Source organism: Pseudomonas sputi (genome assembly GCF_021603585.1).
Taxonomy (GTDB): Bacteria; Pseudomonadota; Gammaproteobacteria; order Pseudomonadales; family Pseudomonadaceae; genus Aquipseudomonas; species Aquipseudomonas sputi.
In genome coordinates, this window is record NZ_BQHI01000007.1 from 1 (window position 1) to 21,083 (window position 21,083).

Here is a 21,083-nt window from a genome sequence, read left to right on the forward strand (position 1 = left end):
ATGGTGAGTGAGTCGGTCTTGATCTACAACCGTGAGCGTCCGCATCTGTCGTTGAAATACAAAACGCCCGATGCGATGCATCGGGCGTTGGGGTGAAACAGGTGTAAACCTATTTCAGGACTAGACACCGAGAGTCAGCAGCGCCCCTCAAGAATCGCGGCGTAACCTTCGCGATAACTCGGATACTTCGGCACCCAGCCCAACGCCTTCGCCCGGGCATTGCTGCAACGCTTGCTGCCGGTGCGACGCACGCTCTCGTCTTCCGACCATTCGGTGACGCCCAGATACTCACGCAACCAGGCCACCACCTCGGCCAGCGGTGCCGGCGCATCGTCCACGCCGATATAGATGCCATCCAGCGCGACACCCTTGCGATCCGCCTCCAGCAGAAACGCCATCAACCCCGCCGCATCATCGGCATGAATGCGATTGCCGTACAGTGGCGGATCGACCGCCACACGATAACCACGACGCACCTGGGTCAACAGCCACTCACGGCCGGGACCGTAAATACCGGTCAGGCGCACGATGCTCGCGGGAATGCCGCTATTGAGCGCAACCTGCTCGGCCTCCAGCATCACCCGACCGGAATAACCCGCAGCGACGGTTTCGGATTTTTCATCGACCCATTCGCCGTTCTGCTGCCCGTAAACACTGCTGCTGGAAACAAACAGCAGCCGCTCAGGCTCCTGTCCGTAATCGTTCAGCCAACCCAGCACATGCTGCAAACCCTGCACATACGCCGCGCGATAACCGGCCTCATCGTGATCGGTGGCCGCCGCGCTATACACCAGATAATCGATAGCACCCACCGGCCAGGTCTCGGGGCAATCTTCATTGAACAGGTCACCGGCTACACCGATGACGCCGTCCGGCAAACGTGAAATATCACGGCGCAGGCCGTAGACCTGGAAGCCGGCAGCCAGCAATTGCGTGGCCAGACGGCTGCCGACATCACCGCAACCGGCGATCAAAACAGAAGGCGCGGACATCAAAAATCTCCCATCGGAAAGCGACAGACTAGCCTCGGCAAGGGACGAGCGGCTAGCAATGAAGGAAAAAAAGCAACTCTATTACTTCTGTTAACAAGAATTACTTGCAATAATGCACGCCACTTTTGTTCTCGGCCTCACGAGGCCTGGAAGAGCATCACCGTTTTTCTATCTCAGGTCCGGCCAGCATGACACGCATTCAAAACTCCGCTTCGCCAACCAACCGACCTCGCGCCTGGAGCGCCGTGGCTGCCCTGCTGCTCAGCCTGATGCTGGCGCCGGTTGCCGCCTTCGCTGACACACAAGCCCCGGCCGCGCCAGCCGCCACCGAGCAGAGCGCTCCGGCCGCCGCACCTGCCGCGACCGATCCGGTGCAGGCCGTAGACACCAGCGCCGCCGACGCACCGCAAGTCCTCGAAGCCGACAACAGCCTGGGCATGGCCCACGATCTGTCGCCATGGGGCATGTACCAGAACGCCGATGTGATCGTTAAAGCCGTGATGATCGGCCTGGCCATCGCCTCGATCATCACCTGGACCATCTGGATCGCCAAGGGCTTCGAGCTGATGGGCGCCAAGCGTCGTCTGCGCGGCGAGATTGCCGCCCTGAAAAAAGCCGCCACGCTCAAAGAGGCCAGCGCCACCGCCGCGAAGGAAGGCACCCTCGCCAACCTGCTGGTACACGACGCGCTGGAAGAAATGCGCCTGTCGACCAACGCCCGCGAGAAAGAAGGCATCAAGGAACGCGTCAGCTTCCGTCTCGAGCGTCTGGTGGCCGCCTGTGGTCGCAACATGAGCAGCGGCACCGGCGTCCTCGCCACCATCGGTTCCACCGCACCGTTCGTCGGCCTGTTCGGCACTGTGTGGGGCATCATGAACAGCTTCATCGGCATCGCCAAAACCCAGACCACCAACCTTGCTGTCGTAGCACCGGGTATCGCTGAAGCGCTGCTGGCCACCGCGCTGGGTCTGGTGGCCGCGATTCCTGCCGTGGTCATCTACAACGTGTTCGCCCGCTCCATCGCCGGTTACAAGGCTCAGGTGTCCGATGCGTCGGCTCAGGTGCTGCTGCTGGTCAGCCGCGACCTCGACCACCAGCCTGAGCGCAACAGCTCGCAACCGCACATGGTGAAAGTGGGGTAATCGGCCATGGGCCTGCATTTGAAAGAAGGCGCAGACGACGATCTGGCCGAGAACCACGAAATCAACGTCACGCCGTTCATCGACGTGATGCTGGTGCTGTTGATCATCTTCATGGTGGCCGCGCCGTTGGCCACCGTAGACATCAAGGTCGACCTGCCTGCCTCGACCGCCAAACCGGCGCCGCGGCCCGAGAAACCGGTGTTCCTCAGCGTGAAGGCTGACCAGCGCCTGTTCCTGGGCGATGACGAAGTGAAAGCCGAAACCCTCGGCGCCGCACTCGACGCCAAGACCCAGGGCAAGAAAGACACGACGATCTTCTTCCAGGCCGACAAAGGCGTGGATTACGGCGACCTGATGGGCGTGATGGATAACCTGCGCGCTGCCGGTTACCTGAAGGTTGGCCTGGTCGGGCTCGAGAGCGCAGTCAAGAAATGATCACCACGCGCCATAAGCTGACGCGTTACAGCGGTAGCCTGGCCGTGGTGCTGGGCGTTCACGCGCTGGCCATCGCGCTGGCGCTGAACTGGACCGCCCGCCCGCCCATCGAATTGCCGCCGCAGGCAATGATGGTCGAGCTGGCACCGGTTCCAGCCCCGCCACCGCCCGCACCGCCGAAAGTCGTCACACCACCGCAGCCACCGGCTCCGGTTGAAGAACTGCCGATCCCGAAACTGGCCGAAGCACCAAAAGCCGAGATCGCGGTGCCCAAACCCAAGCCCAAGCCGAAACCCAAACCGCCGAAGCCGATCGAGAAGAAACTGCCCGATCCGCCGAAGGAGAAGCCGTCCGAAGAGAAGCCGGCCGACACCCAGCCAACTCAGGCCCCGACGGAGAAATCCGCCCAGCCGGCACCGGGCCCGTCGCCTGCACAAATGGCCGCCAAGGCCAGCTGGCAAGGCGCCTTGCTTGCGCATCTGGCCAAGTACAAGAAGTACCCGGCCAGCGCTCAGGCACGGGGCAAGGAAGGCTTGAACCGGTTGCGTTTCGTGGTCGATGGCGAAGGCAACGTGCTGTCGTTCGAACTGGTGGGCCGCTCCGGCAACGCTGATCTGGACCGGGCCACCCTGGAAATGATCCGCCGCGCCCAGCCGCTGCCCAAGCCACCGGCCGATATGCTGACCAATGGCGCGATCGAAATCGTTGCGCCGTTTGTGTACTCGCTGGAACGCCGCCGCTGATCCGCGCTCGCGGAGCTCGGCTTGATCCAGCCAAATAGGCACCGAAAGGTGCCTTTTGCTTATCCATCCGCGGCAAACCGGCATTGCCCGGTGTCGCATTCATCACTCAGTCTGATAACGTGCGTCTATCGATTGCAGCCGGTATGCTTGGCCCGCATCTTCATGGACGCTTGCTATGACTCTCACAGAATTACGCTACATCGTTACCCTCGCCCAAGAGCAGCATTTCGGCCACGCGGCCGAGCGTTGCCACGTCAGCCAGCCGACCCTGTCGGTGGGTGTGAAAAAGCTTGAAGACGAACTCGGTGTGCTGATTTTCGAGCGCAGCAAAAGCGCCGTGCGCCTGACCCCGGTCGGCGAAGGCATCGTCGCCCAGGCGCAGAAAGTGCTGGAGCAGGCCCAGGGCATCCGCGAACTGGCCCAGGCCGGCAAGAACCAACTGACCGCGCCGCTGAAAGTCGGCGCGATCTACACCGTCGGCCCGTACCTGTTCCCGCACCTGATTCCGCAACTGCACCGGGTCGCCCCGCAGATGCCGTTGTACATCGAAGAAAACTTCACCCACGTGCTGCGCGACAAACTGCGCAACGGCGAGCTCGACGCGATCATCATCGCCCTGCCGTTCAACGAAGCCGACGTGCTGACCCTGCCACTCTACGACGAGCCGTTCTACGTCCTGATGCCGGCCCAGCACCCGTGGACCCAGAAAGAATCCATCGACGCCGCCCTGCTCAACGACAAGAGCCTGCTGCTGCTCGGCGAAGGCCACTGCTTCCGCGATCAAGTGCTGGAAGCCTGCCCGACCCTGACCAAGGGCAACGACGGCGCCAAGCACACCACGGTCGAATCCAGCTCGCTGGAAACCATTCGCCACATGGTCGCGTCCGGTCTGGGCATCTCGATCCTGCCGCTGTCGGCGGTGGACAGCCATCACTACGCCCCGGGCGTGATCGAAGTGCGTCCGCTGTCGGCACCGGTGCCGTTCCGCACCGTGGCCATCGCCTGGCGCGCCAGCTTCCCGCGGCCGAAAGCCATCGAGATCCTCGCCGACTCCATTCGCCTGTGCTCGGTCGCCAAGCCTGCCGCGCCGGTCACGGCCGGTTAAGCCAGCGTCATGACGGAGCTGTCGCAGGTCTCGGTCACCGCACTCAAGGGTGTCGGTGAAGCCATGGCCGAGAAACTGGCCAAGGTCGGTCTGGAAAACCTCCAGGACGTACTGTTCCACCTGCCGCTGCGCTATCAGGATCGCACCCGCGTGGTGCCGATCGGCGCGTTGCGGCCGGGACAGGACGCCGTGGTCGAAGGCACCGTCAGCGGCGCCGACGTGGTCATGGGCCGGCGCCGCAGCCTCGTCGTGCGCTTGCAGGACGGCACCGGTGGCTTGAGCCTGCGCTTCTACCACTTCAGCAACGCGCAGAAAGAAGGCCTCAAGCGCGGCACGCGGATTCGCTGCTACGGCGAAGCCCGGCCCGGCGCCTCGGGGCTGGAGATCTACCACCCGGAATACCGCGCCATCAAAGGCGACGAACCGCCGCCGGTGGATGAAACCCTGACCCCGGTCTACCCGCTGACCGAAGGCCTGACCCAGGCACGCCTGCGCCAGTTGTGCATGCAGACGTTGACCCTGCTCAAGCCATCCACCCTGCCCGACTGGCTGCCGACCGAACTGACCCGCGACTATCAACTGGCGCCACTGGCCGATGCGATCCGCTACCTGCACAACCCGCCCGCCGATGCCGACGTCGATGAGCTCGCCCTCGGTCATCACTGGGCACAGCATCGTCTGGCCTTCGAAGAACTGCTGACTCACCAGCTATCCCAGCAACGCCTGCGCGAAAGCATGCGTTCCCTGCGTGCGCCGGCGATGCCGAAAGCCACCAAGCTGCCGGCGAAATACCTGGCCAACCTCGGCTTCAACCCGACCGGCGCTCAGCAACGAGTCGGCAACGAAATCGCCTACGACCTCAGCCAGCACGAACCGATGCTGCGGCTGATTCAGGGCGACGTCGGCGCGGGCAAAACCGTGGTCGCCGCCCTCGCTGCGCTGCAAGCGCTGGAAGCGGGCTATCAGGTCGCGCTGATGGCGCCGACCGAGATCCTCGCCGAGCAACACTTCATCACCTTCAAGCGCTGGCTCGAACCGCTGGGCATCGACGTGGCGTGGCTGGCCGGCAAGCTCAAGGGCAAGAACCGCGTGGCCGCGCTGGAGCAGATCGCCAGCGGCACGCCGATGGTGGTCGGCACTCACGCGCTGTTCCAGGACGAAGTGCAGTTCAAGAACCTCGCGCTGGTGATCATCGACGAACAACACCGCTTCGGCGTGCAGCAACGTCTGGCGCTGCGGCAGAAAGGCGTCGGCGGGCGCATGTGCCCGCACCAATTGATCATGACTGCCACGCCGATTCCGCGGACGCTGGCGATGAGCGCCTACGCAGACCTCGACACCTCGATCCTCGACGAATTGCCGCCCGGCCGAACCCCGGTCAACACCGTGCTGGTCACCGACACCCGTCGCGTCGAAGTCATCGAGCGGGTACGCAGCGCCTGCGCCGAAGGTCGACAGGCCTATTGGGTGTGCACGCTGATCGAAGAGTCCGAAGAGCTGACCTGCCAGGCCGCCGAAACCACGTTCGAAGACCTCACCGCCGCCCTCGGCGAGCTTAAGGTCGGGCTGATCCACGGCCGCATGAAACCTGCCGAGAAAGCCGCCGTCATGGCCGAATTCAAGGCCGGCAACCTGCAACTGCTGGTCGCCACCACCGTGATCGAAGTCGGCGTCGACGTGCCCAACGCCAGCCTGATGATCATCGAAAACCCCGAGCGCCTTGGTCTGGCGCAACTGCACCAGTTGCGCGGTCGGGTCGGCCGGGGCAGCGCGGTCAGCCATTGCGTGCTGCTCTACCATCCGCCGCTGTCGCAGATCGGCCGCCAGCGCCTGGGCATCATGCGCGAGACCAACGACGGTTTCGTCATCGCCGAAAAAGACCTCGAGCTGCGCGGCCCCGGCGAAATGCTTGGCACCCGCCAGACCGGTCTGCTGCAATTCAAGGTCGCCGACCTGATGCGCGACGCCGATCTGCTGCCCGCCGTGCGCGATGCCGCCCAGGCCTTGCTCGAACGCTGGCCTACCCACGTCAGCCCGTTGCTCGACCGCTGGCTGCGACACGGGCAGCAATACGGCCAAGTGTGAGCACCGTCGCAGTTTCTGACAGCTCGTTCCAACCAAGCTGGTTATACTCCTGCAATTGTTTCAAAAACGGATACAGACCATGACCGAAGCTGCTCTCGCCCCCGAATCCCCGCACGCTCCGTCTGTTATTCGGCTGCTGCTCAACAAGCTGGGCGTCGCCTACGAAGAAGTGCTCGACCACCACGGCCTCAACGCCTCGCGCAAAGTGCAGGCGGTGTTGCTGGACGACGCGGTCGGTGCGCTGATGGTGCTGTTTCCACAGAGTCAGTTGCTGGATCTCAACCGCCTCGCCGAGCTGACGGGCCGTCGCCTGACCGCCGTGTCCACCGAGCGCCTGGAAAAGATGCTCGGCAAACACAGCCTGAGCCTGCTGCCGGGCCTGCCGGCGCTGACCAGCTCGCCGTGCCTCTACGAAGAAAGCCTGCTGCGCGAGCCGAAGTTGCTGATCAACTCCGGCGAGCCGGGCCTGCTGCTGGAAATCGCCAGCGAAGACTTCAAGACCATGCTGACCAAGGCCAGCGCCGCCAACTTCGGCGAAGCCCTGAGCAGCATCCGCCCGAACCTCGACCGCCCGGACGATGACCGCGAGGAAATCACCCAGGCCGTGCAGGCGTTCACCGCGCGGCGCATCCAGCAGCGTCTGGAAGCGACCATCGAGATTCCGCCGCTGGCCGAAACCGCACAAAAAATCATCAAGCTGCGCGTCGACCCGAACGCCACCATCGACGACATCACCGGCGTGGTCGAAACCGACCCGGCACTGGCCGCGCAAGTGGTGAGCTGGGCGGCGTCGCCGTACTACGCCTCGCCGGGCAAGATCCGTTCGGTGGAAGACGCGATCGTCCGCGTGCTGGGCTTTGACCTGGTGATCAACCTGGCGCTGGGCCTGGCCCTCGGCAAGACCCTGAGCCTGCCGAAAGACCACCCGCAACACACCACGCCGTACTGGCAGCAGTCGATCTACACCGCCGCCGTCATCGAAGGCCTGACCCGCGCCATGCCGCGTGCCCAGCGTCCGGAATCCGGCCTGACCTACCTCGCCGGCCTGCTGCACAACTTCGGCTACCTGCTGCTGGCCCACGTGTTCCCGCCGCATTTCTCGCTGATCTGCCGCCACCTGGAGGTCAACCCGCACCTGTGCCACAGCTTTGTCGAGCAACACCTGCTGGGCATCAGCCGCGAACAGATCGGCTCCTGGCTGATGCGCTACTGGGACATGCCGGACGAACTGGCCACCGCCCTGCGCTTCCAGCACGACCCGAACTACGACGGCGCCTACGCCGAATACCCGAACCTAGTCTGCCTGGCCGTGCGCCTGCTGCGCAGTCGCGGCATCGGCTCCGGCCCGGATGAAGATATTCCGGATGCGCTGCTGGAGCGTGTTGGTTTGACTCGCGACAAGGCCAATGATGTGGTCAGCAAAGTGCTTGAGGCGGAAGTGTTGCTGCGGGAACTGGCTTCGCAGTTCAGCCAGGCTTAAAGCATTCTTCGGAACGTCAACCAGGGCCTGTCTTGATTGCAGATAGGGCCCTGGCTCCACAGATTTCGGCCACTTTGCCAGCAACGACAGCAAACAAGCGCCCTGCTATGATTTGACGGCATTCAGAGGAATTTCCGATGACCCAAACAGATGCTGTCAGCGTTGCAAGCGAAGTGCGCAAGCTTGCCAAAGACAACAAGGTTACAGCCAGTCGTGACGGCATGAGTCGTATGGCCGTGGGGATTACCCGCTTGTCTGGCGATGTCGTCGAGCTGGATGGCATCGAACAGTTGCTCGTCAATCTCAAGCGAAAAGGCGTTCTGAGCAAATCTGAAATCCTGGCGCTCCAAGGGCGCTATCTTCAAGAAAGGCGCGCACAGAAACGTAGCGCATGACTTTTGATCCGTTCGGCGACTTCGACACGGCTGGATATCTTCAAAACTCGCTGCAACTGAAAGATCCCGTTGAAGTAAAAGAGTCAGAGCATCTTTCGTTCGAATTGAGTATCGAAGAGGCGCTTGCCTATCTGGCCAAGAAAAAGCCAATCGATTACCAGACTGTACTCAAGGTTCACGAAATCCTGTTCTCCGGCTTCTATCACTGGGCAGGAAAAGACCGGAACGAGCTTGTCCCCCACCTGGCAGTCTTCAAGGGCTCTCTCGACGACCCTCGCAGCACCGTCTTCGAGCGCCCGGACTCCATCAAAATGTCTGTCGACTATGCGCTCAAGCTCGCATCAGACAAAAAACGCTTCAGAGGCCATCCCGGTGGAGTGATGGGCCAACTGGCTTTCGCACACCCCTTCCTGGACGGCAATGGACGCGCGATTCTATTGGTCTTCATGGAACTCTGTTATCGAGCCGGGTTCGCCATCGACTGGTCAAGAACAAACAAAGACGACTACTTGCGGGCCCTCAGCGACGAGATCCGAGAGCCGCGCGAAAGGCATCTCGATAACTACCTCAACCCGTTCGTAGTCGATATATCCAGTCGTGACGAATGGCCAGAGACCATTAGTGGCATCCGAGGCCTGGATGGTCTGGACAAGGAAGACATCACTTACGAGAACCTGGACAACCCGCAAGTCCAGCAGATCTACAAGACATACCGGGCCCAGCCCCTGGACGCCGAGCCTCCCGAGCCCGAAAGCTGAAGAGGCAGGCCCGTCCCGACAAGCTGCCTGAAAGCCCTATGACTTCGGCTTGGCCTTCCGCAGCTTCAAATACTTCATCAACCCCTGAAACCACATCACCAGCGCCGGATTGCCCTTGAGCTGGATCGACTTGTCCTGAATCCCCTGCATGAACGCCAGCTGCTTGTTCTTCGCCTGCATCGTGGCAAACCCGAACGCCGCATCCTTGAACGCAATCGCAAACGCCGGCTCCGCCACCACCCCGGACTTGCTGGTAATGCGCTGGCCTTTCACCACGAAATGCCGCGCCACCTTCCCGTCCAGAGTCTGCAGCTGAAACACCAGATCCTTGTCACCCAACTGCTGCTGGAACGCAGGATTTGTCCGACTGGCCTTACCCATCAACAGACCCAGCATCCACAGAAGAAAACGAAATTTCATGCGCACAGCCTCAAAAGGAAAATGAACGGCTGGGGGAGTGTAAGGGATTCGGATGGATTCGCCACTATCCAAGACTGATAGAAGACGATGCAGCGCTTTTCCTGCCAGATGACTACCAAGTCACGAATTCCAGCCCCTGAACCCGATCGTTCCCACGCTCTGCTTGGGAATGCATCCCGTGACGCTCCGCGTCACACCATCCTCCCGTCCTACACCTGAAGAAACGCATTCCTGTAGGAGCTGCCGATAGCAGTGGTTTCTTGTTCCTCTACCCCGCAAATCCTTGGGAAATGTCCTTCAAACTGCGGTGCTGTCCATGAACTAGGCGTGCTTGGGGTTCATCGATAACCTCTTCCCGTCACCGCAAAATCGGTGGCCGGATGTGCAAGTCCGAAAACCGGGGCAAATCTTTCCAACTCCAAAAGGATTTACACCGATGATCGATCCAACCCTCACTGACGAAGAAGTTTCCCCCTACGAATTCCCAGACTCGAAAAAACTCCACGAAGCCGCCGAACGCGCCCTCGACCACCATTTCAAACCCACCGCCCCACGCCCCAAACGCCTCGGCGGCCTGTTCGCCCTCTGCCCCAACGCCGACGCCGAAGCCCTCATGGCCAACGCCTCCGAAGACCTCCTGTCCATCAGCGCCTTCGCCGCCAACCTGGCCGACGACCTCGACGGTCCCCGCCGCTCGATGGCACTGGGCCTGAGCAGAATGGCGGATGGCGTGCGCTTGATGGTGGAAGGCACACTCGATCACATTGAGTTTCGGGAGTATCAGGCCAAGCCGTAGCTGAATCGCGGGCGGCAAAAAGGGGACGTTGAGTCCCCTTTCCGATCTTCGGCAACAGCAACTAGCGAAAGTCCTCTGCGCTTTTTGGTCGCGTCTCTAACCCGAAATCCGCCAACCGATGGACGTAAGCATGACCACCGGCATTACAGGACTGTCGGAATACAACTTTGTCCCCCTTGAGCACCGTCAGAAAACTTACGAAGGCCTGGTTAACGAGGTAGGTATACGCACCGCTTTTGAACTTGATGATGTTCAGGTTCACGCTGCCTTCCGACGCATCTACAACAAAGAACTTGCCCTTGGGTGGCATAGCGTTCTTTGGGTAAACCATCTCGATGTTCCCCGGCACACCATAGCGATACTGAACAGAACCGGCCGTGGGCTTGCTGTTTCCCGTCGCACAAACAGAAACCGTCTTTCCGCCCCGCAACGGGCAACTAAAGTAGATGTCTTCGTCATCCGAGCACAACGTTTCATCCTGCCCGCCCTTCAACAGCGCCGTCTCCTGCGAAACGCGCTCCGGCGTTTGCGCGACATCAGCACAGTTGGACAGGCAAACCAGTTTCGAAAGATCCGGAACATCGCTTTCAGTAAACAGGTACGTCGCTGAACCCTCACGATTGCGGTCGTGATAAACGGGAACACTGACGGCCAGCCCTTTGGCCGACACCGGCACCTTGGTATCCCCGCCCGAGACGACCCAGCCTTCGACCTCCCCGCACAACGCCTCCAAAGCGACCTCACTGAACGAATCTTTCGTGGGCACGGCGAACGGCTTGGCATCACCTCGGCAGTCGTAGCCATGCCAGTAAGGCCCGGTGTTCATATCAATGTCGATCGAGAAAACATAAGCGCCGTCGAGCACAACTTTGCCGCTGTCATAGGTGAAAACCAGCCAACGGCGCGTCTTCGCCTGGGAGTAGTTTTCTTCCTGAAGGATGTAGCGCTCGCCATCTCGGTACAGCCAAAAGCCACTCATTGCTCCAGCCGGCTCCGCCGTCTCGGATAGGCGCTGCCCGGAATGTGCGTCCACCAGAAAATTGTCTTTCAGCGCCAGCGCACAGTCGCTGTCAGCGTCCCTGCACGACGTGAGAGACGGGAACATCGGCCCCGCCACTGCAGAGAAAGAACACAGCAATAACGCTATCAAACCTAATCTTTTCAACTTGCCACCTGCTTCAAAGCGAGTAATCCATCACTTCTTCCAGCTGCCAGCATTGCCCACGGACAAACCGATACTCAACGCGATAAAACGCACAAACATGTTCAATTTTTCATTCCCTGAATGACGGATCGCTCAACTACGCGTTGAGGTATTTTCTGCGCCTTGCCGTCGGCGCTCATCGCGTCGCGGTACTGGCTGTAATAGCGCTGCGCTTCGTCTTTGCGATCAAGGCGCCATAGTGAGTCGGCGATGTTCAACATCAGCACTGTGCGTTTACCGACGGTCTCGACGCCCCGATAAAACTTCAGCGCCAGCTCATCTTTGCCGCCCTCGGCCAGGTAAAAGCCCAGGTCGTTATAGACCTGAACATTTTGCGCCGGGGGATGACACGCCATGTAGGACTCTGGACTTAAAAAGACCAGACCCCATTCGATGGACTCTGCTCGGGACTGCGCCAGTTCGTTACTTGTGACATGTTTCAGCAAGTCCTTTGGAGACCTCGTCTCCAGGGCGGGAGTGAGCACTTCGCCGTCGTCGGTAACCCATTGATTGCCCTTCCACTGGCCGACACAAAAAGTGGCCGAACGATCAGCCAGCACACAACCGGTCTCCATGGAGATCACCGTGCAATGCTGTTGCGACACTAGCTTCTCTTCACCGTTTTCGTCCGACAACATACCGAAAATCACCGGGTCGAGCAGCAAGGTTTTCTTGTCAGGACTGAGCATATTGGAGTGCCCATCGGCGCCAATATCGGCGCCAAAGAGCGGGAAGGTTTTGCCATTGGCGGTGAACCATGCAGTCGCCGAATCCACACCGGGCATCGTCCATTCTGTAGCCCGAAATGACACCGCGTTCCCGTTGACGCCGACTATTGGCGGGTCCTCGGCAAAGGCGCTCATAGCTCCGAAGAGACAGCCGATCATCGATACCCACTTAAGGCTGCCCGCGAGAAGATGCTGATTCATGGAAATTTCCCTTTTGCCGTTAGCCGGCCTGCTGTCCAGCCAGGCACTTTGCGTAGCCGTCGGCGAATTTGGCATCGAATGACAGTTCCAACGGCTCTTCCAGTTCAGCCGAGGTGTTGAGCAACATCCGAGTGGCCGGGGTGTATTTGATCCAGCCGATGGTGCCGGTGCCGTCCGTATCAAAGAGCAACTGGGCTCGCACCATTTCACCGTCGTCTTCATCAATCAACAGGTTGACCTTGTCCTTGCCGACATAGCGAAACGGGAAGTTGCTACTCCTGACCATTTCGGTGAGATAGCCGTAGCAACTCCCCGCTTCGGCACTTGCCGGAATGGCGTAGATGATGGGCAAAAGTAGAAGTGCACTCAGCATGGGCCGAATGGAAAAGCGGTTCATCCAATCATCCTTAATCAAACAGCGGCGATCACAAATCCTTGAACGTCAGCAGCCGGAACTCGTTGTTCACAAACTCGAAGTAGCGGGTCCTGTAGCGGCTTTCCAGCTCATTACCCTGCGCGTCCTCTTCGGTATCGGCCGCAATGCCGGAAACAATGAGCAGACGGCTATCGGGCTTGTTCGACAGGCTGAAGGTATTGCCGTCGTATGCATTCGGCAGTCCGCCGACAACCTCCCCCGTACGCGCATCCAGCACTTCGCCGCACAAGGTGCTGCCGCCACAAGCGAACTGGTACAGGATGTAGTGGCCGGCAAAGTTGACCTTGCGTTTGAGTGCCTGTGCACGGTCCTTATCCATCCTCGGGTTGCTGTGCTCTTGCGGCACCGGTTCATGATTAGTGCCGGCGAACACTGGGGTGACGGTGTAATCCTTGAAGTCCGGGTCAGCGGCGAAAGCCACGGACGTGACAATGGCCGAGAGGCCACCGAGTAGAACTGAATATCCTTTCACGCTGTAACTCCGTAACTGAAATCTATTCGGATTGACCTTCATAACGCTGTGTCTGCGGGTTGAATTGCCACAGATGTGGTCGGGTCATGGCTACGTTATTTTTGTAGCGAATCTGGGCGCGCTTATCCCTGATGTAGGAATAGATCTCGATGTCTTTGAAGTCGCCGCCGTTCTTGGGTGGACCGTCCAGAACTTTGACCCCGGCGAAATACTCGCCACCCGCATGCTTCAAATAACCATGGCACTGAATCAGGAAGGCAAAGGTCAAGTCACCAGCCGAGCCGTGACTGGAATAGGAAGTGAAAATAAAGTCCTCTTGGCCGTCGCCATTGAGGTCGCCGCGGTATACCACCCTACCTTCTTCCCGCCTGAATCTGTCGTCGTAGAAACTTGAGTGTATGTCCAGAACGTAATCAGCTCTTTCCACCCATTGTGAGAGGAAGTTTTTTGTATCGCTTTCCTCGTTGCAGAAATCCGACGCCATCCCTGCCATAGGCAACCAGCTCATACATAACAACAGCAGTCTTTTCACTTCATTTCCTTTGAACTAACCCGTCTCAATTCAGCGGGAGTGTTTTTCCATTCGCAGCAAAGGGCGCGCTCGCCGTAGCGCTATTCGCCAGCAACATTTCACGCGGTAACTCCGTTCGGTCTTCGCAGGCTTACTCAAAAACCATGCTGCGCACCGCTGTTTTGATTTGTTCAAATCCTTCGGTGCTGATCGCCAACGGTTTGGCCGAGCCTGATTCCGCCGAGCCGATCAGCACGTCTTTACCCCGCAGCAGGCAAAAAGCGACGCGGGTAATGTGCCGTCGTGACTTGTCGTGGAAGCCGAAGATGAACCCTGAAGAAGCCTCCCCAGCCCATTGCTCGAAGGTGTAGGTGCTCCCGCGACCCGCCAACTCGTTGGGCACCCAACCGTGATCAGTGAGGGTCGCCGGGCACCTTCGGTCGTTGTCATCACGCAGGACTTGCACCGCAAACGCATCGTCTTCCGGAGGTTTCCAGGCGGTGAGGCGGGAAAAGAATTCCGTACTTTCACACATCAAACCAAACCACGGCTGGCTCAGGTTGGAGGGTTTCTCGAAGTGCCACTCGGAGCCACTCGACGTTGGCGCTTGCCACAAGCGAGGCGCGCTGGACGATTTGGGCAACTGTTTGGCTGCCACGAAGACCGGATAGAAATCATCGAACGTCAACCATTGGTCTTGCAGCAGCGGCATTGAGAACCGACATGACTCCATGTCTACAACTGCCGCCGCCGGGCCGTGAAGGACCTGTGACTGACCCATTGAATTGCCGACTATCACGGCATCGGCGGCATGGCCCACCTGAGCAAGCACGAGCAAACCAGACATCAACCCATGGAAGTATCGGGCGTTCACTTCACATCCTTCGAATTCATCAATTCCAATTCACCATCCCGATACAACACTTCGCACCCGATCCACGCCAGATCCACCTGCGGCATCACCGCTGAAGGCTTGCGCAGTTCCCGCAACAACGTCGAACCATGCGACAACCGCCCGCCCATCCGCGCAATCACCGCCCGCGCGGCCTGATAGTGCGCGTGGCGCCCGGGATCGAGGGTGTCTTCCAGCAAGATGTCTTCGCCAAGAATGCCCCTCACCTGCCCCGGATAAATCATGAACCCGGCGGCCTGTTCGGCACCTTCGCGGCCGTCCTGCCAGAAGCTGCCGTCGCGCGTGCGAATGTCCGGGTGCGGCGCAAACCAGTGTTCGCGATCCGCCAGAGGCATGGCGTGATGCAAGCGGAAGAAGATGCGCATCAGGTTGTCGCGATACCACTCGCGCACTTGCAGGTAGTAACCACGCAGGCCCGGCAGGCCGGTCGAATGGGCGAGGCGGATCAGGCCTGACCATTGCGGGAAGGCCTGTAGTGGCAGCGCGCTCGACGCGGGTCGAGGTGTGGCGGGATCGGTCTCCCACGGCAGTCGATGGGGGCTGTTTTCCAGGTTGTCGTAAGCGGTGGGCGGACGGCCCAGCCAGTCCCCGCCACTGCTGGCCAGCGCCGTGGCGATGCACAGATTGCCCTGTACCACGAACACATAGAACCGGGTAAACCAATCGGCCAGTTGCTGACCGTCAGCACCCTGGGCGACGAGGTCGGTCAGCTCTTTGTCGAAGCGCTGCAAGCCGTGTTCAAGGCTCAGCAAATGCCCGCGAGCGATGCACTGCATACGCAGAAACAACGGTAGCGAACGCAACATCCGCAGCGGTCGCCACGGCAGATGCGGAGTCGCGCCGCCGACTTCACCGGCGTAGTTGCTGGCGCTGATGCCCCAGTCGGCCAACCGTGCGAGAAACAGGTCGTTGTTGATGTAGGACGCACCGCCAAACACGGCCGTGAACGGCTCGTTGTCCTGCAACACCCGCGCATCCCAACGGGCCATGATCGCCGGAATGCTCGCGGCGGCCCGGCGCTGGGCGTACTCCACCAGCACGCTGGGTTGCGGCGGCAGGATCTCGGCGATGTTGGCGGCCGTCAGGTGGCGGCGCCAGCCGTAGTCGCTGATCGGCCGGTATTGCAGCAGCCACAGTTGCGTACCGTCCCAGGCCCATTCGACATCGCCCGGCACATAGTGAAACACCCGCAAGACATCCTGGAGAAAGCGCCACAGCGTGTCTTCGGTCAAACCGTGGGCGGCCGTGAACGTGCCACTGCGCCAGGCTTCGCCGAGCCGCGAAAGCGTCGCTCGTTCCGGGCTGATCTGACCGTCGGCAAGGGACTCAAGATGACCTTCAACCCATTCGAGTTCCACCGACAGATGACGCACAAACGCGATGCCCGACACCTGCGGCGTGATGAAGCGCTGCACCACCACTTCCTCGACACCTTCGGCAGTCAGCTCGGCAATGCGCGCCGGCACGTTGGCGGTAGGCTCGCGCAGGTAGGTCGTGCTCAAACCGGCGTTCGCCGAGTCGGCCTGATCTTCGCCGTAACTGGAGGAACGCACCGCCCAGATCGCCTGGGGTTGGCTGGCGAGAAAGGTCGGTAGTCGCAGGTCGTTGCAATCGTTGAGGGTCAGCGCCGCCGGCACCGGTTGCCGAGCCAGTTCCGCCAGACGCAAACGCCCGCCCTTGGTGTGCGCGACGAAGCCGCGTTCGCCCGACTCCAGCCACTGCGCAAACTGCGCGGGCGCGTCGATCCACGGGTAATGACCCCAACCGGGTTTGAGGCTGATAGTCAGGTCTGCGCGCGCAAGAATCGCCGACCATGCCGCCGCTTGTTCGATGCCAAGCACCTTGTCCTGATCGCCCCAGACCAGTTCGACCGGGTCGGTGATCCACTCCAGCAATGGCAGCGCGGTGTCGGCACGGATCAGATCCCAGTGCGGCACAAACGCACGGCAACGCGCATAACCGGCGCCCATGCGCTGGTACTGCGCGGGCGTCCAGGTCTGGTTGGAGAACTTGCGCGCGAACAGCGTGGGCTTGTTCGACAGCAGCCAGTGAATGGACTTGCGGATCGGCAACGGTGACATCAGCGCCGGCAATCGGCGCTGCCACAAAAAGGCGCCCACCGGCGCCAGCAACACACTGCGAGAAAAGTGCCCGGGCCGACGTTGCAGTGAGTGCAGCACCAGCAACGCGTTGACCCCGACGGCCATGATCGCGCTGCCCTTTTGCGTCATCGCCAACAAGGTCTGCGCATAAGCCGCCAGATCCTCGCAGGGCGGCTGCGGATTGGCGCCGAAACCCGGCAGCTCCAGCGGCACCACGTCGTAACGCTGAAAATGCGGCAGCGCATCATCCCACCAATCGGCGGCGCTGCCGTTGCCGGCCAGCAGGTACATCCGGGGCTTGCTCATGGGTGATCCTCAGGCCAGATCGCGCAGCGCGGCGTCGAGGATCGGATAGCGGAACGTGTAACCCGCCTCGCTCAAACGCTGCGGCACCACGCGCTGACCGTCGAAAAACAGCTGAGCCATCTCCCCGGCCAAGGCACGCACTGGCGCGGCTGGAATGTGGAACCACACCGGGCGCTTGAGAACCCTGCCGACGTTCTCGGCAAACGCTGCCTGACTGACGGTTTCGGGCGCGACCATGTTGTAGGTGCCGCGCAAATTTTCATCGTGGAAGGATCGAGCGATCACCTGAATCACATCGTCGCGATGCACCCAGCTCATGACCTGCCGACCATCACCCATGCGCCCGCCGAAGCCCAGGCGGAACGGGATCAGCAATGGCAACAACGCACCGCCCGGCCCGAACACCACGCCGAGACGCAGCACTACCTGACGCACGCCAAACTGCGTGGCGGGTTGCGCCGAAGCCTCCCAGCGCGCGCAGAGCTCGGCCATGAAACCGTCGCCCTTGCTGGCCTGTTCATCGAGGCTTTCGCTGGCATCGCGCACGCCGTAGAAACCGATGGCTGATGCCTGAATCCACAGCGCGGGTTTATGGCTCGTGTGCTTCAACCAGGTCATCAAGGCTTCGGTGGTATCGACCCGACTGGCGAGCAATTGCGCCTGACGCGCGGGGCTCCAACGTGGGCCGGCGACCGGTGCGCCGGCGAGGTTGATCACCACGTCGAAGGGTTCGTCACGGCCGAGTTCGCTCAACGACCGTACACAGCGGACGCGACCGTCGAACAGGTTCGCCGCTTTCAGCGGATCACGCGCCAACACGCTGACGGTGTGGCCGGCATCGAGTAATTGATTGACCACGGCTTCACCGATAAACCCGGTGCCACCGGTGATCAGTACCCGCTTGTAGGCGCCGCCGGCAAACGGGTTGGATTTGCTCACGGCCCTTTCTGGCGGAGACTTCCGACGATCATGGAGCAGCAACCAGATCAGCGGCGGCAACAGCACCAGCAACGCAAAACCGTCGAGCCACAGATGCGACCAGACCTGTTTTTGCGCTGAAAGCCACATGTCCTGCGGTGCCCACAACAGCATGCCCGCCATCAACCATCCCCAAATTGCGGGAGCTTTAAGACGGTTGCCGAGGTGCACCAACGCGAGCATGTACAGCGAATAACTTTGCAGCGTCGCGCCGAACAACGCGAGCCACCAGACCTGCTGCTCGTGACCGGCAGCAGGAACCGCATCCGCGGCCCAAAACGCGAGTTCGAGGGTGTGCAAATAGCCGTCGAGTAATCCGGAATGACCGGCCCAGGTCAGCGTGAGACCGGCGAGCACATGCACGATCGCGGCGGCATACAGCCAAAGCACCATCGCGGGGCGAAGAGAGAAAGAGGGGGCTGGCATTCCGTGTCCTGAGCGCGTTCCTTGAGGGCGGGGAGTTTAAAGGAAAATGGGGGGTGTCAGATGCACAAGCATTAAGCGTTTTAGTGCGACTGGTTCAAGATCAGCGCGTGCGAAAGCGCACCAAACATGCCCCACAAACTTCAAATGCAGTGACTGGCTTTGATCGGCTGTGTGCCTTGCGAGCTCAAAAGCTTCAAGTGCTCCTTCGCCCGGGGGTCACCTTTGTCAGCAGCCATTTGGTAGCAAGCCAATGCGCGGGACATATCTTTTGTGCCCAGTCTTCCACCCTCGAATGTAGAAGCCAGATAATTCATCGCTTCGGTCGAATCCATCTTTACCGCCCGAATGATCTGCTCTTCCGCTTGCGCGGGATGAAGGCAAGGGCCGCCATAGTCTGTGGAATTTCCTAAGCAAAAAAACGTGGCATAGGCCAACGCGCCACTCGGTATTTTCGAAGCCGCTTTGAACAGCGCTTCAACCCTTGGGGTTTCCAACTGAGACGCCATTTGCGAAAGGCTAAGGCTTGCCGCCGACAGGCTCGCCCGTGCATCCCCCGACTCTGCGGCACACAAGTAATTTTCCAAGGACGCTTCGATCAACTCCACCGTCAGTCGGTACTGCTCAAGAAACCCTAACCCACCTAACGCTTCAGCACGTTGATAACAGAATTGCTCGGCACGGCTCATTCCTGGGTTATTTGTTGCCACCAGATACTGTTCGCTGACCGACCAATCCTCAATCCCCTCCAGCACCCAGCACGCCTGACGAGAGAAATTGAAGATTTTTACATTGCTGTTGCCCGCACGCTTATCGACCACGTTGACGTGACTGTCATCGGCCTCTTCAATCTCGACTCCAGGTGTCTTGCCGGGTGTGATGGCGGCCATCAGCGGGTAGGTGAAGGAAGCTCCGCTGACACCCGAGGTCGAAGGCTCAAAGGTACTACGGTCCTTGCCGGCAACCGGCTTCAACACAAGCGACTTGACCGTCATCGCAGTGAGACGGCGCTGTGATTCACTGCTGGCGGAAAACGCTGTCAGGAAAGCAGGGAATTCCTCCGAAGGACAAGCGCCGTTGGCCGGCGCTGTCGAAGTGCTCTTGTCGGATGCAAGAGCAGGGACGATCTTGTCCAGGTACGCCGAGCGCTCGCGGCTCATTCTGGTGATGCACGAGTTGACCGTGACCACATGCGCTGGCATTCCCGTCTCGATCTCGAATGCCTCCAACGGACAATTCGCATCGCGCAATTTCAGCCACGCGCGTTGCGACTCTTTAACCTTCGCCGCGTACTCCGCGCCCAATGCCGGATCTGCTCGATAGTCGGTCTCAAGCCGCGCCATCAATTGCTTGTAGCTGACGTTCAGCTGCGTATCGGCAGCCTTCTTCGCCGCCTCCGAGCAGGGCACCATTTCCAGACTTGAGGTGACATGGCTGCAGTCATCCTGCGCGTACACCGCTGTAACAGGCAGCAGCATTGCCAGCAGGGTAAAAACAAAACGTTTCACTGTGTTCTTCCTTGAGTGATTCAGGCTTTGCGTTTGGCGAACCGGGTGACGCATTGCTTGGGTATGTTCATTTCCCAGTAGGTGCTGAGCAACGCTTTACGCTTTTTGTCGACGCGCAAATTAACGAAACCATCGCCGCAGTCTGGCTGCAACTCTTGGAAGGTGCCGGTTTTGGCTTGGTAAATGAACACCCGGTAATAGTGGTAAGTGCCCATGCCGTCATCGAGTTGCCAGATCGCGAAATCCTTGGCGCCGTCGAAATTGAAATCATCGACCTGCACATGGAGTTCGTTTACGGCTTCAAAATCGATTGTCCGCGACTCGTTATGCGTTTCGCCTTTAACCGCGACTTTCAGCGTGGAGCCTTCGAGAACCAGTGTTGCTTCGACGCCTTTGGTTGGGCTGAACGTAGTGGTTTCGGCTAACACCGGCATCGCCCACAGCAGACCGAGCATTGATACTGCTAGCGTTTTTGATCTCATGTATCCGCCCTACTCCCACTTGCATCCGGACTCCAAAGAGGAATCGACGCTGGTGTTATTTCCAAAATAGTAAACCTTGCCGTTGGACTTCTTCGTGTACGTCATCGAGACGATCTGCGTTCCTTGAGTCACGAGCTCGTAGATCCCTGAGACCTTGCCGCTGATGACTTCAGACCAGCTTCTGGTGCTCTGCCAAGGGACGTCGGCGCCGAGCATTTCGTTCTGGGTATCCGTCAACACAATGGAAATTGGCTCGCTGGACTTGGCGTACTTGACGTAGCCGCCAGACCATTTGCTGGAAGCGTCGTAAAAGGTTCGGAATTCGAACTTCACCGGACTGGTTTCAGAGCGTTCGAAGCAGAGTGATTCGCTGGTGACTGCGCTGTGGGCGGCGTAAGGAAATAACGCCCAAAAACCAAAATATGACTTTTTCATATTTATCGAAACTCGTTAACCACGGACGTTTTC

General features: G+C 60.0%; 22 protein-coding genes. 9 read left to right on the plus strand and 13 right to left on the minus strand.

What is annotated here, in order from left to right; genetic code table 11:
* Positions 1-134: 134 nt before the first annotated feature.
* Complete coding sequence (locus L6D81_RS12005; RefSeq protein WP_236179680.1) at positions 135-992, minus strand: SDR family oxidoreductase; 858 nt, start codon at positions 990-992, stop codon at positions 135-137.
* 188 nt (positions 993-1,180) lie between these two features.
* Here L6D81_RS12005 and exbB point away from each other — a divergent pair, with 188 nt between their 5' ends.
* The 8 genes from exbB (at position 1,181) to L6D81_RS12045 (ending at position 9,135) form a co-directional block, all read left to right on the plus strand.
* The gene (gene exbB, locus L6D81_RS12010; protein WP_236179682.1) at positions 1,181-2,134 is read left to right on the plus strand and encodes a tonB-system energizer ExbB; all 954 of its coding nucleotides are present in this window, start codon (positions 1,181-1,183) and stop codon (positions 2,132-2,134) included.
* A 6-nt stretch (positions 2,135-2,140) separates the two neighbouring features.
* The gene (gene exbD / locus L6D81_RS12015) at positions 2,141-2,569 is read left to right on the plus strand and encodes a TonB system transport protein ExbD (RefSeq protein WP_236179683.1); all 429 of its coding nucleotides are present in this window, start codon (positions 2,141-2,143) and stop codon (positions 2,567-2,569) included.
* Positions 2,566-3,312: a TonB family protein gene (locus L6D81_RS12020; RefSeq protein ID WP_236179685.1), complete on the plus strand. Its 747-nt coding sequence runs from the start codon at positions 2,566-2,568 to the stop codon at positions 3,310-3,312. The genes exbD and L6D81_RS12020 overlap by 4 nt, the downstream gene beginning before the upstream one ends.
* A 175-nt stretch (positions 3,313-3,487) precedes the next feature.
* Positions 3,488-4,417 (plus strand): hydrogen peroxide-inducible genes activator, encoded by a 930-nt coding sequence (locus L6D81_RS12025; protein ID WP_064379831.1) that lies wholly within the window; start codon positions 3,488-3,490, stop codon positions 4,415-4,417.
* Positions 4,418-4,426: 9 nt separating this feature from the next.
* A complete protein-coding gene (gene recG / locus L6D81_RS12030) occupies positions 4,427-6,502 on the plus strand; it encodes an ATP-dependent DNA helicase RecG (protein WP_236179687.1) in 2,076 nt (691 codons plus the stop codon).
* Positions 6,503-6,581: 79 nt separating this feature from the next.
* The gene (locus L6D81_RS12035) at positions 6,582-7,982 is read left to right on the plus strand and encodes an aminoacyl-tRNA deacylase and HDOD domain-containing protein (protein ID WP_236179689.1); all 1,401 of its coding nucleotides are present in this window, start codon (positions 6,582-6,584) and stop codon (positions 7,980-7,982) included.
* A gap of 137 nt (positions 7,983-8,119) precedes the next feature.
* Positions 8,120-8,377 carry a hypothetical protein gene (locus L6D81_RS12040; RefSeq protein WP_039765180.1) on the plus strand — a complete coding sequence of 86 codons (258 nt, stop codon included), beginning with the start codon at positions 8,120-8,122 and terminating at the stop codon, positions 8,375-8,377.
* Entirely contained in the window at positions 8,374-9,135 is a 762-nt protein-coding gene (locus L6D81_RS12045; RefSeq protein ID WP_236179698.1) for a Fic/DOC family protein, read from the plus strand. Before L6D81_RS12040 ends, L6D81_RS12045 begins: the two co-directional genes overlap by 4 nt.
* Before the next feature lie 36 nt (positions 9,136-9,171).
* On the opposite strand, the gene L6D81_RS12050 is transcribed toward L6D81_RS12045, so the two are convergent.
* A complete protein-coding gene (locus tag L6D81_RS12050; RefSeq protein ID WP_236179700.1) occupies positions 9,172-9,555 on the minus strand; it encodes an SCP2 sterol-binding domain-containing protein in 384 nt (127 codons plus the stop codon).
* A 436-nt stretch (positions 9,556-9,991) separates the two neighbouring features.
* On the opposite strand from L6D81_RS12050, the gene L6D81_RS12055 reads away from it, so the two are divergent.
* Entirely contained in the window at positions 9,992-10,351 is a 360-nt protein-coding gene (locus L6D81_RS12055) for a DUF6124 family protein (RefSeq protein WP_236179702.1), read from the plus strand.
* Between the two features lie 61 nt (positions 10,352-10,412).
* Here L6D81_RS12055 and L6D81_RS12060 read toward each other — a convergent pair whose 3' ends face one another.
* The 11 genes from L6D81_RS12060 to L6D81_RS12110 all read right to left on the minus strand — a co-directional run bounded on the left by L6D81_RS12060 (position 10,413) and on the right by L6D81_RS12110 (position 21,050).
* Entirely contained in the window at positions 10,413-11,456 is a 1,044-nt protein-coding gene (locus tag L6D81_RS12060) for a hypothetical protein (RefSeq protein WP_236179704.1), read from the minus strand.
* 161 nt (positions 11,457-11,617) lie between these two features.
* Entirely contained in the window at positions 11,618-12,484 is an 867-nt protein-coding gene (locus L6D81_RS12065; RefSeq protein ID WP_236179706.1) for a tetratricopeptide repeat protein, read from the minus strand.
* Positions 12,485-12,503: 19 nt separating this feature from the next.
* Positions 12,504-12,881: a hypothetical protein gene (locus tag L6D81_RS12070; protein ID WP_236179708.1), complete on the minus strand. Its 378-nt coding sequence runs from the start codon at positions 12,879-12,881 to the stop codon at positions 12,504-12,506.
* Positions 12,882-12,909: 28 nt separating this feature from the next.
* Positions 12,910-13,392: a hypothetical protein gene (locus tag L6D81_RS12075; protein WP_236179710.1), complete on the minus strand. Its 483-nt coding sequence runs from the start codon at positions 13,390-13,392 to the stop codon at positions 12,910-12,912.
* 22 nt (positions 13,393-13,414) lie between these two features.
* The gene (locus L6D81_RS12080; RefSeq protein WP_236179712.1) at positions 13,415-13,924 is read right to left on the minus strand and encodes a hypothetical protein; all 510 of its coding nucleotides are present in this window, start codon (positions 13,922-13,924) and stop codon (positions 13,415-13,417) included.
* A 130-nt stretch (positions 13,925-14,054) separates the two neighbouring features.
* The gene (locus L6D81_RS12085) at positions 14,055-14,777 is read right to left on the minus strand and encodes a hypothetical protein (RefSeq protein WP_236179714.1); all 723 of its coding nucleotides are present in this window, start codon (positions 14,775-14,777) and stop codon (positions 14,055-14,057) included.
* Positions 14,774-17,224, minus strand: a complete 2,451-nt coding sequence (locus L6D81_RS12090) for a PEP-utilizing enzyme (protein ID WP_236179715.1) — start codon at positions 17,222-17,224, stop codon at positions 14,774-14,776. Before L6D81_RS12090 ends, L6D81_RS12085 begins: the two co-directional genes overlap by 4 nt.
* A gap of 9 nt (positions 17,225-17,233) precedes the next feature.
* Positions 17,234-18,628 (minus strand): TIGR01777 family oxidoreductase, encoded by a 1,395-nt coding sequence (locus L6D81_RS12095; RefSeq protein ID WP_236179718.1) that lies wholly within the window; start codon positions 18,626-18,628, stop codon positions 17,234-17,236.
* Between the two features lie 140 nt (positions 18,629-18,768).
* Positions 18,769-20,133, minus strand: a complete 1,365-nt coding sequence (locus L6D81_RS12100) for a lysozyme inhibitor LprI family protein (RefSeq protein WP_236179719.1) — start codon at positions 20,131-20,133, stop codon at positions 18,769-18,771.
* A gap of 20 nt (positions 20,134-20,153) precedes the next feature.
* Positions 20,154-20,615, minus strand: coding sequence for an XAC2610-related protein (locus L6D81_RS12105; protein ID WP_236179721.1), 462 nt, complete (start codon positions 20,613-20,615; stop codon positions 20,154-20,156).
* 9 nt (positions 20,616-20,624) lie between these two features.
* Positions 20,625-21,050, minus strand: coding sequence for a hypothetical protein (locus tag L6D81_RS12110; RefSeq protein ID WP_236179723.1), 426 nt, complete (start codon positions 21,048-21,050; stop codon positions 20,625-20,627).
* Positions 21,051-21,083 lie beyond the last annotated feature (33 nt).

Excerpts from the sequence above, each read along its gene's own strand:
- L6D81_RS12005 (WP_236179680.1), bottom strand. The coding sequence starts at position 992 with ATGTCCGCGCCTTCTGTTTTGATCGCCGGTTGCGGTGATGTCGGCAGC.
- exbB (WP_236179682.1), top strand. The coding sequence starts at position 1,181 with ATGACACGCATTCAAAACTCCGCTTCGCCAACCAACCGACCTCGCGCC.
- exbD (WP_236179683.1), top strand. The coding sequence starts at position 2,141 with ATGGGCCTGCATTTGAAAGAAGGCGCAGACGACGATCTGGCCGAGAAC.
- L6D81_RS12020 (WP_236179685.1), top strand. The coding sequence starts at position 2,566 with ATGATCACCACGCGCCATAAGCTGACGCGTTACAGCGGTAGCCTGGCC.
- L6D81_RS12025 (WP_064379831.1), top strand. The coding sequence starts at position 3,488 with ATGACTCTCACAGAATTACGCTACATCGTTACCCTCGCCCAAGAGCAG.
- recG (WP_236179687.1), top strand. The coding sequence starts at position 4,427 with ATGACGGAGCTGTCGCAGGTCTCGGTCACCGCACTCAAGGGTGTCGGT.
- L6D81_RS12035 (WP_236179689.1), top strand. The coding sequence starts at position 6,582 with ATGACCGAAGCTGCTCTCGCCCCCGAATCCCCGCACGCTCCGTCTGTT.
- L6D81_RS12040 (WP_039765180.1), top strand. The coding sequence starts at position 8,120 with ATGACCCAAACAGATGCTGTCAGCGTTGCAAGCGAAGTGCGCAAGCTT.
- L6D81_RS12045 (WP_236179698.1), top strand. The coding sequence starts at position 8,374 with ATGACTTTTGATCCGTTCGGCGACTTCGACACGGCTGGATATCTTCAA.
- L6D81_RS12050 (WP_236179700.1), bottom strand. The coding sequence starts at position 9,555 with ATGAAATTTCGTTTTCTTCTGTGGATGCTGGGTCTGTTGATGGGTAAG.
- L6D81_RS12055 (WP_236179702.1), top strand. The coding sequence starts at position 9,992 with ATGATCGATCCAACCCTCACTGACGAAGAAGTTTCCCCCTACGAATTC.
- L6D81_RS12060 (WP_236179704.1), bottom strand. The coding sequence starts at position 11,456 with ATGTTCCCGTCTCTCACGTCGTGCAGGGACGCTGACAGCGACTGTGCG.
- L6D81_RS12065 (WP_236179706.1), bottom strand. The coding sequence starts at position 12,484 with ATGAATCAGCATCTTCTCGCGGGCAGCCTTAAGTGGGTATCGATGATC.
- L6D81_RS12070 (WP_236179708.1), bottom strand. The coding sequence starts at position 12,881 with ATGAACCGCTTTTCCATTCGGCCCATGCTGAGTGCACTTCTACTTTTG.
- L6D81_RS12090 (WP_236179715.1), bottom strand. The coding sequence starts at position 17,224 with ATGAGCAAGCCCCGGATGTACCTGCTGGCCGGCAACGGCAGCGCCGCC.
- L6D81_RS12095 (WP_236179718.1), bottom strand. The coding sequence starts at position 18,628 with ATGCCAGCCCCCTCTTTCTCTCTTCGCCCCGCGATGGTGCTTTGGCTG.
- L6D81_RS12105 (WP_236179721.1), bottom strand. The coding sequence starts at position 20,615 with ATGAGATCAAAAACGCTAGCAGTATCAATGCTCGGTCTGCTGTGGGCG.
- L6D81_RS12110 (WP_236179723.1), bottom strand. The coding sequence starts at position 21,050 with ATGAAAAAGTCATATTTTGGTTTTTGGGCGTTATTTCCTTACGCCGCC.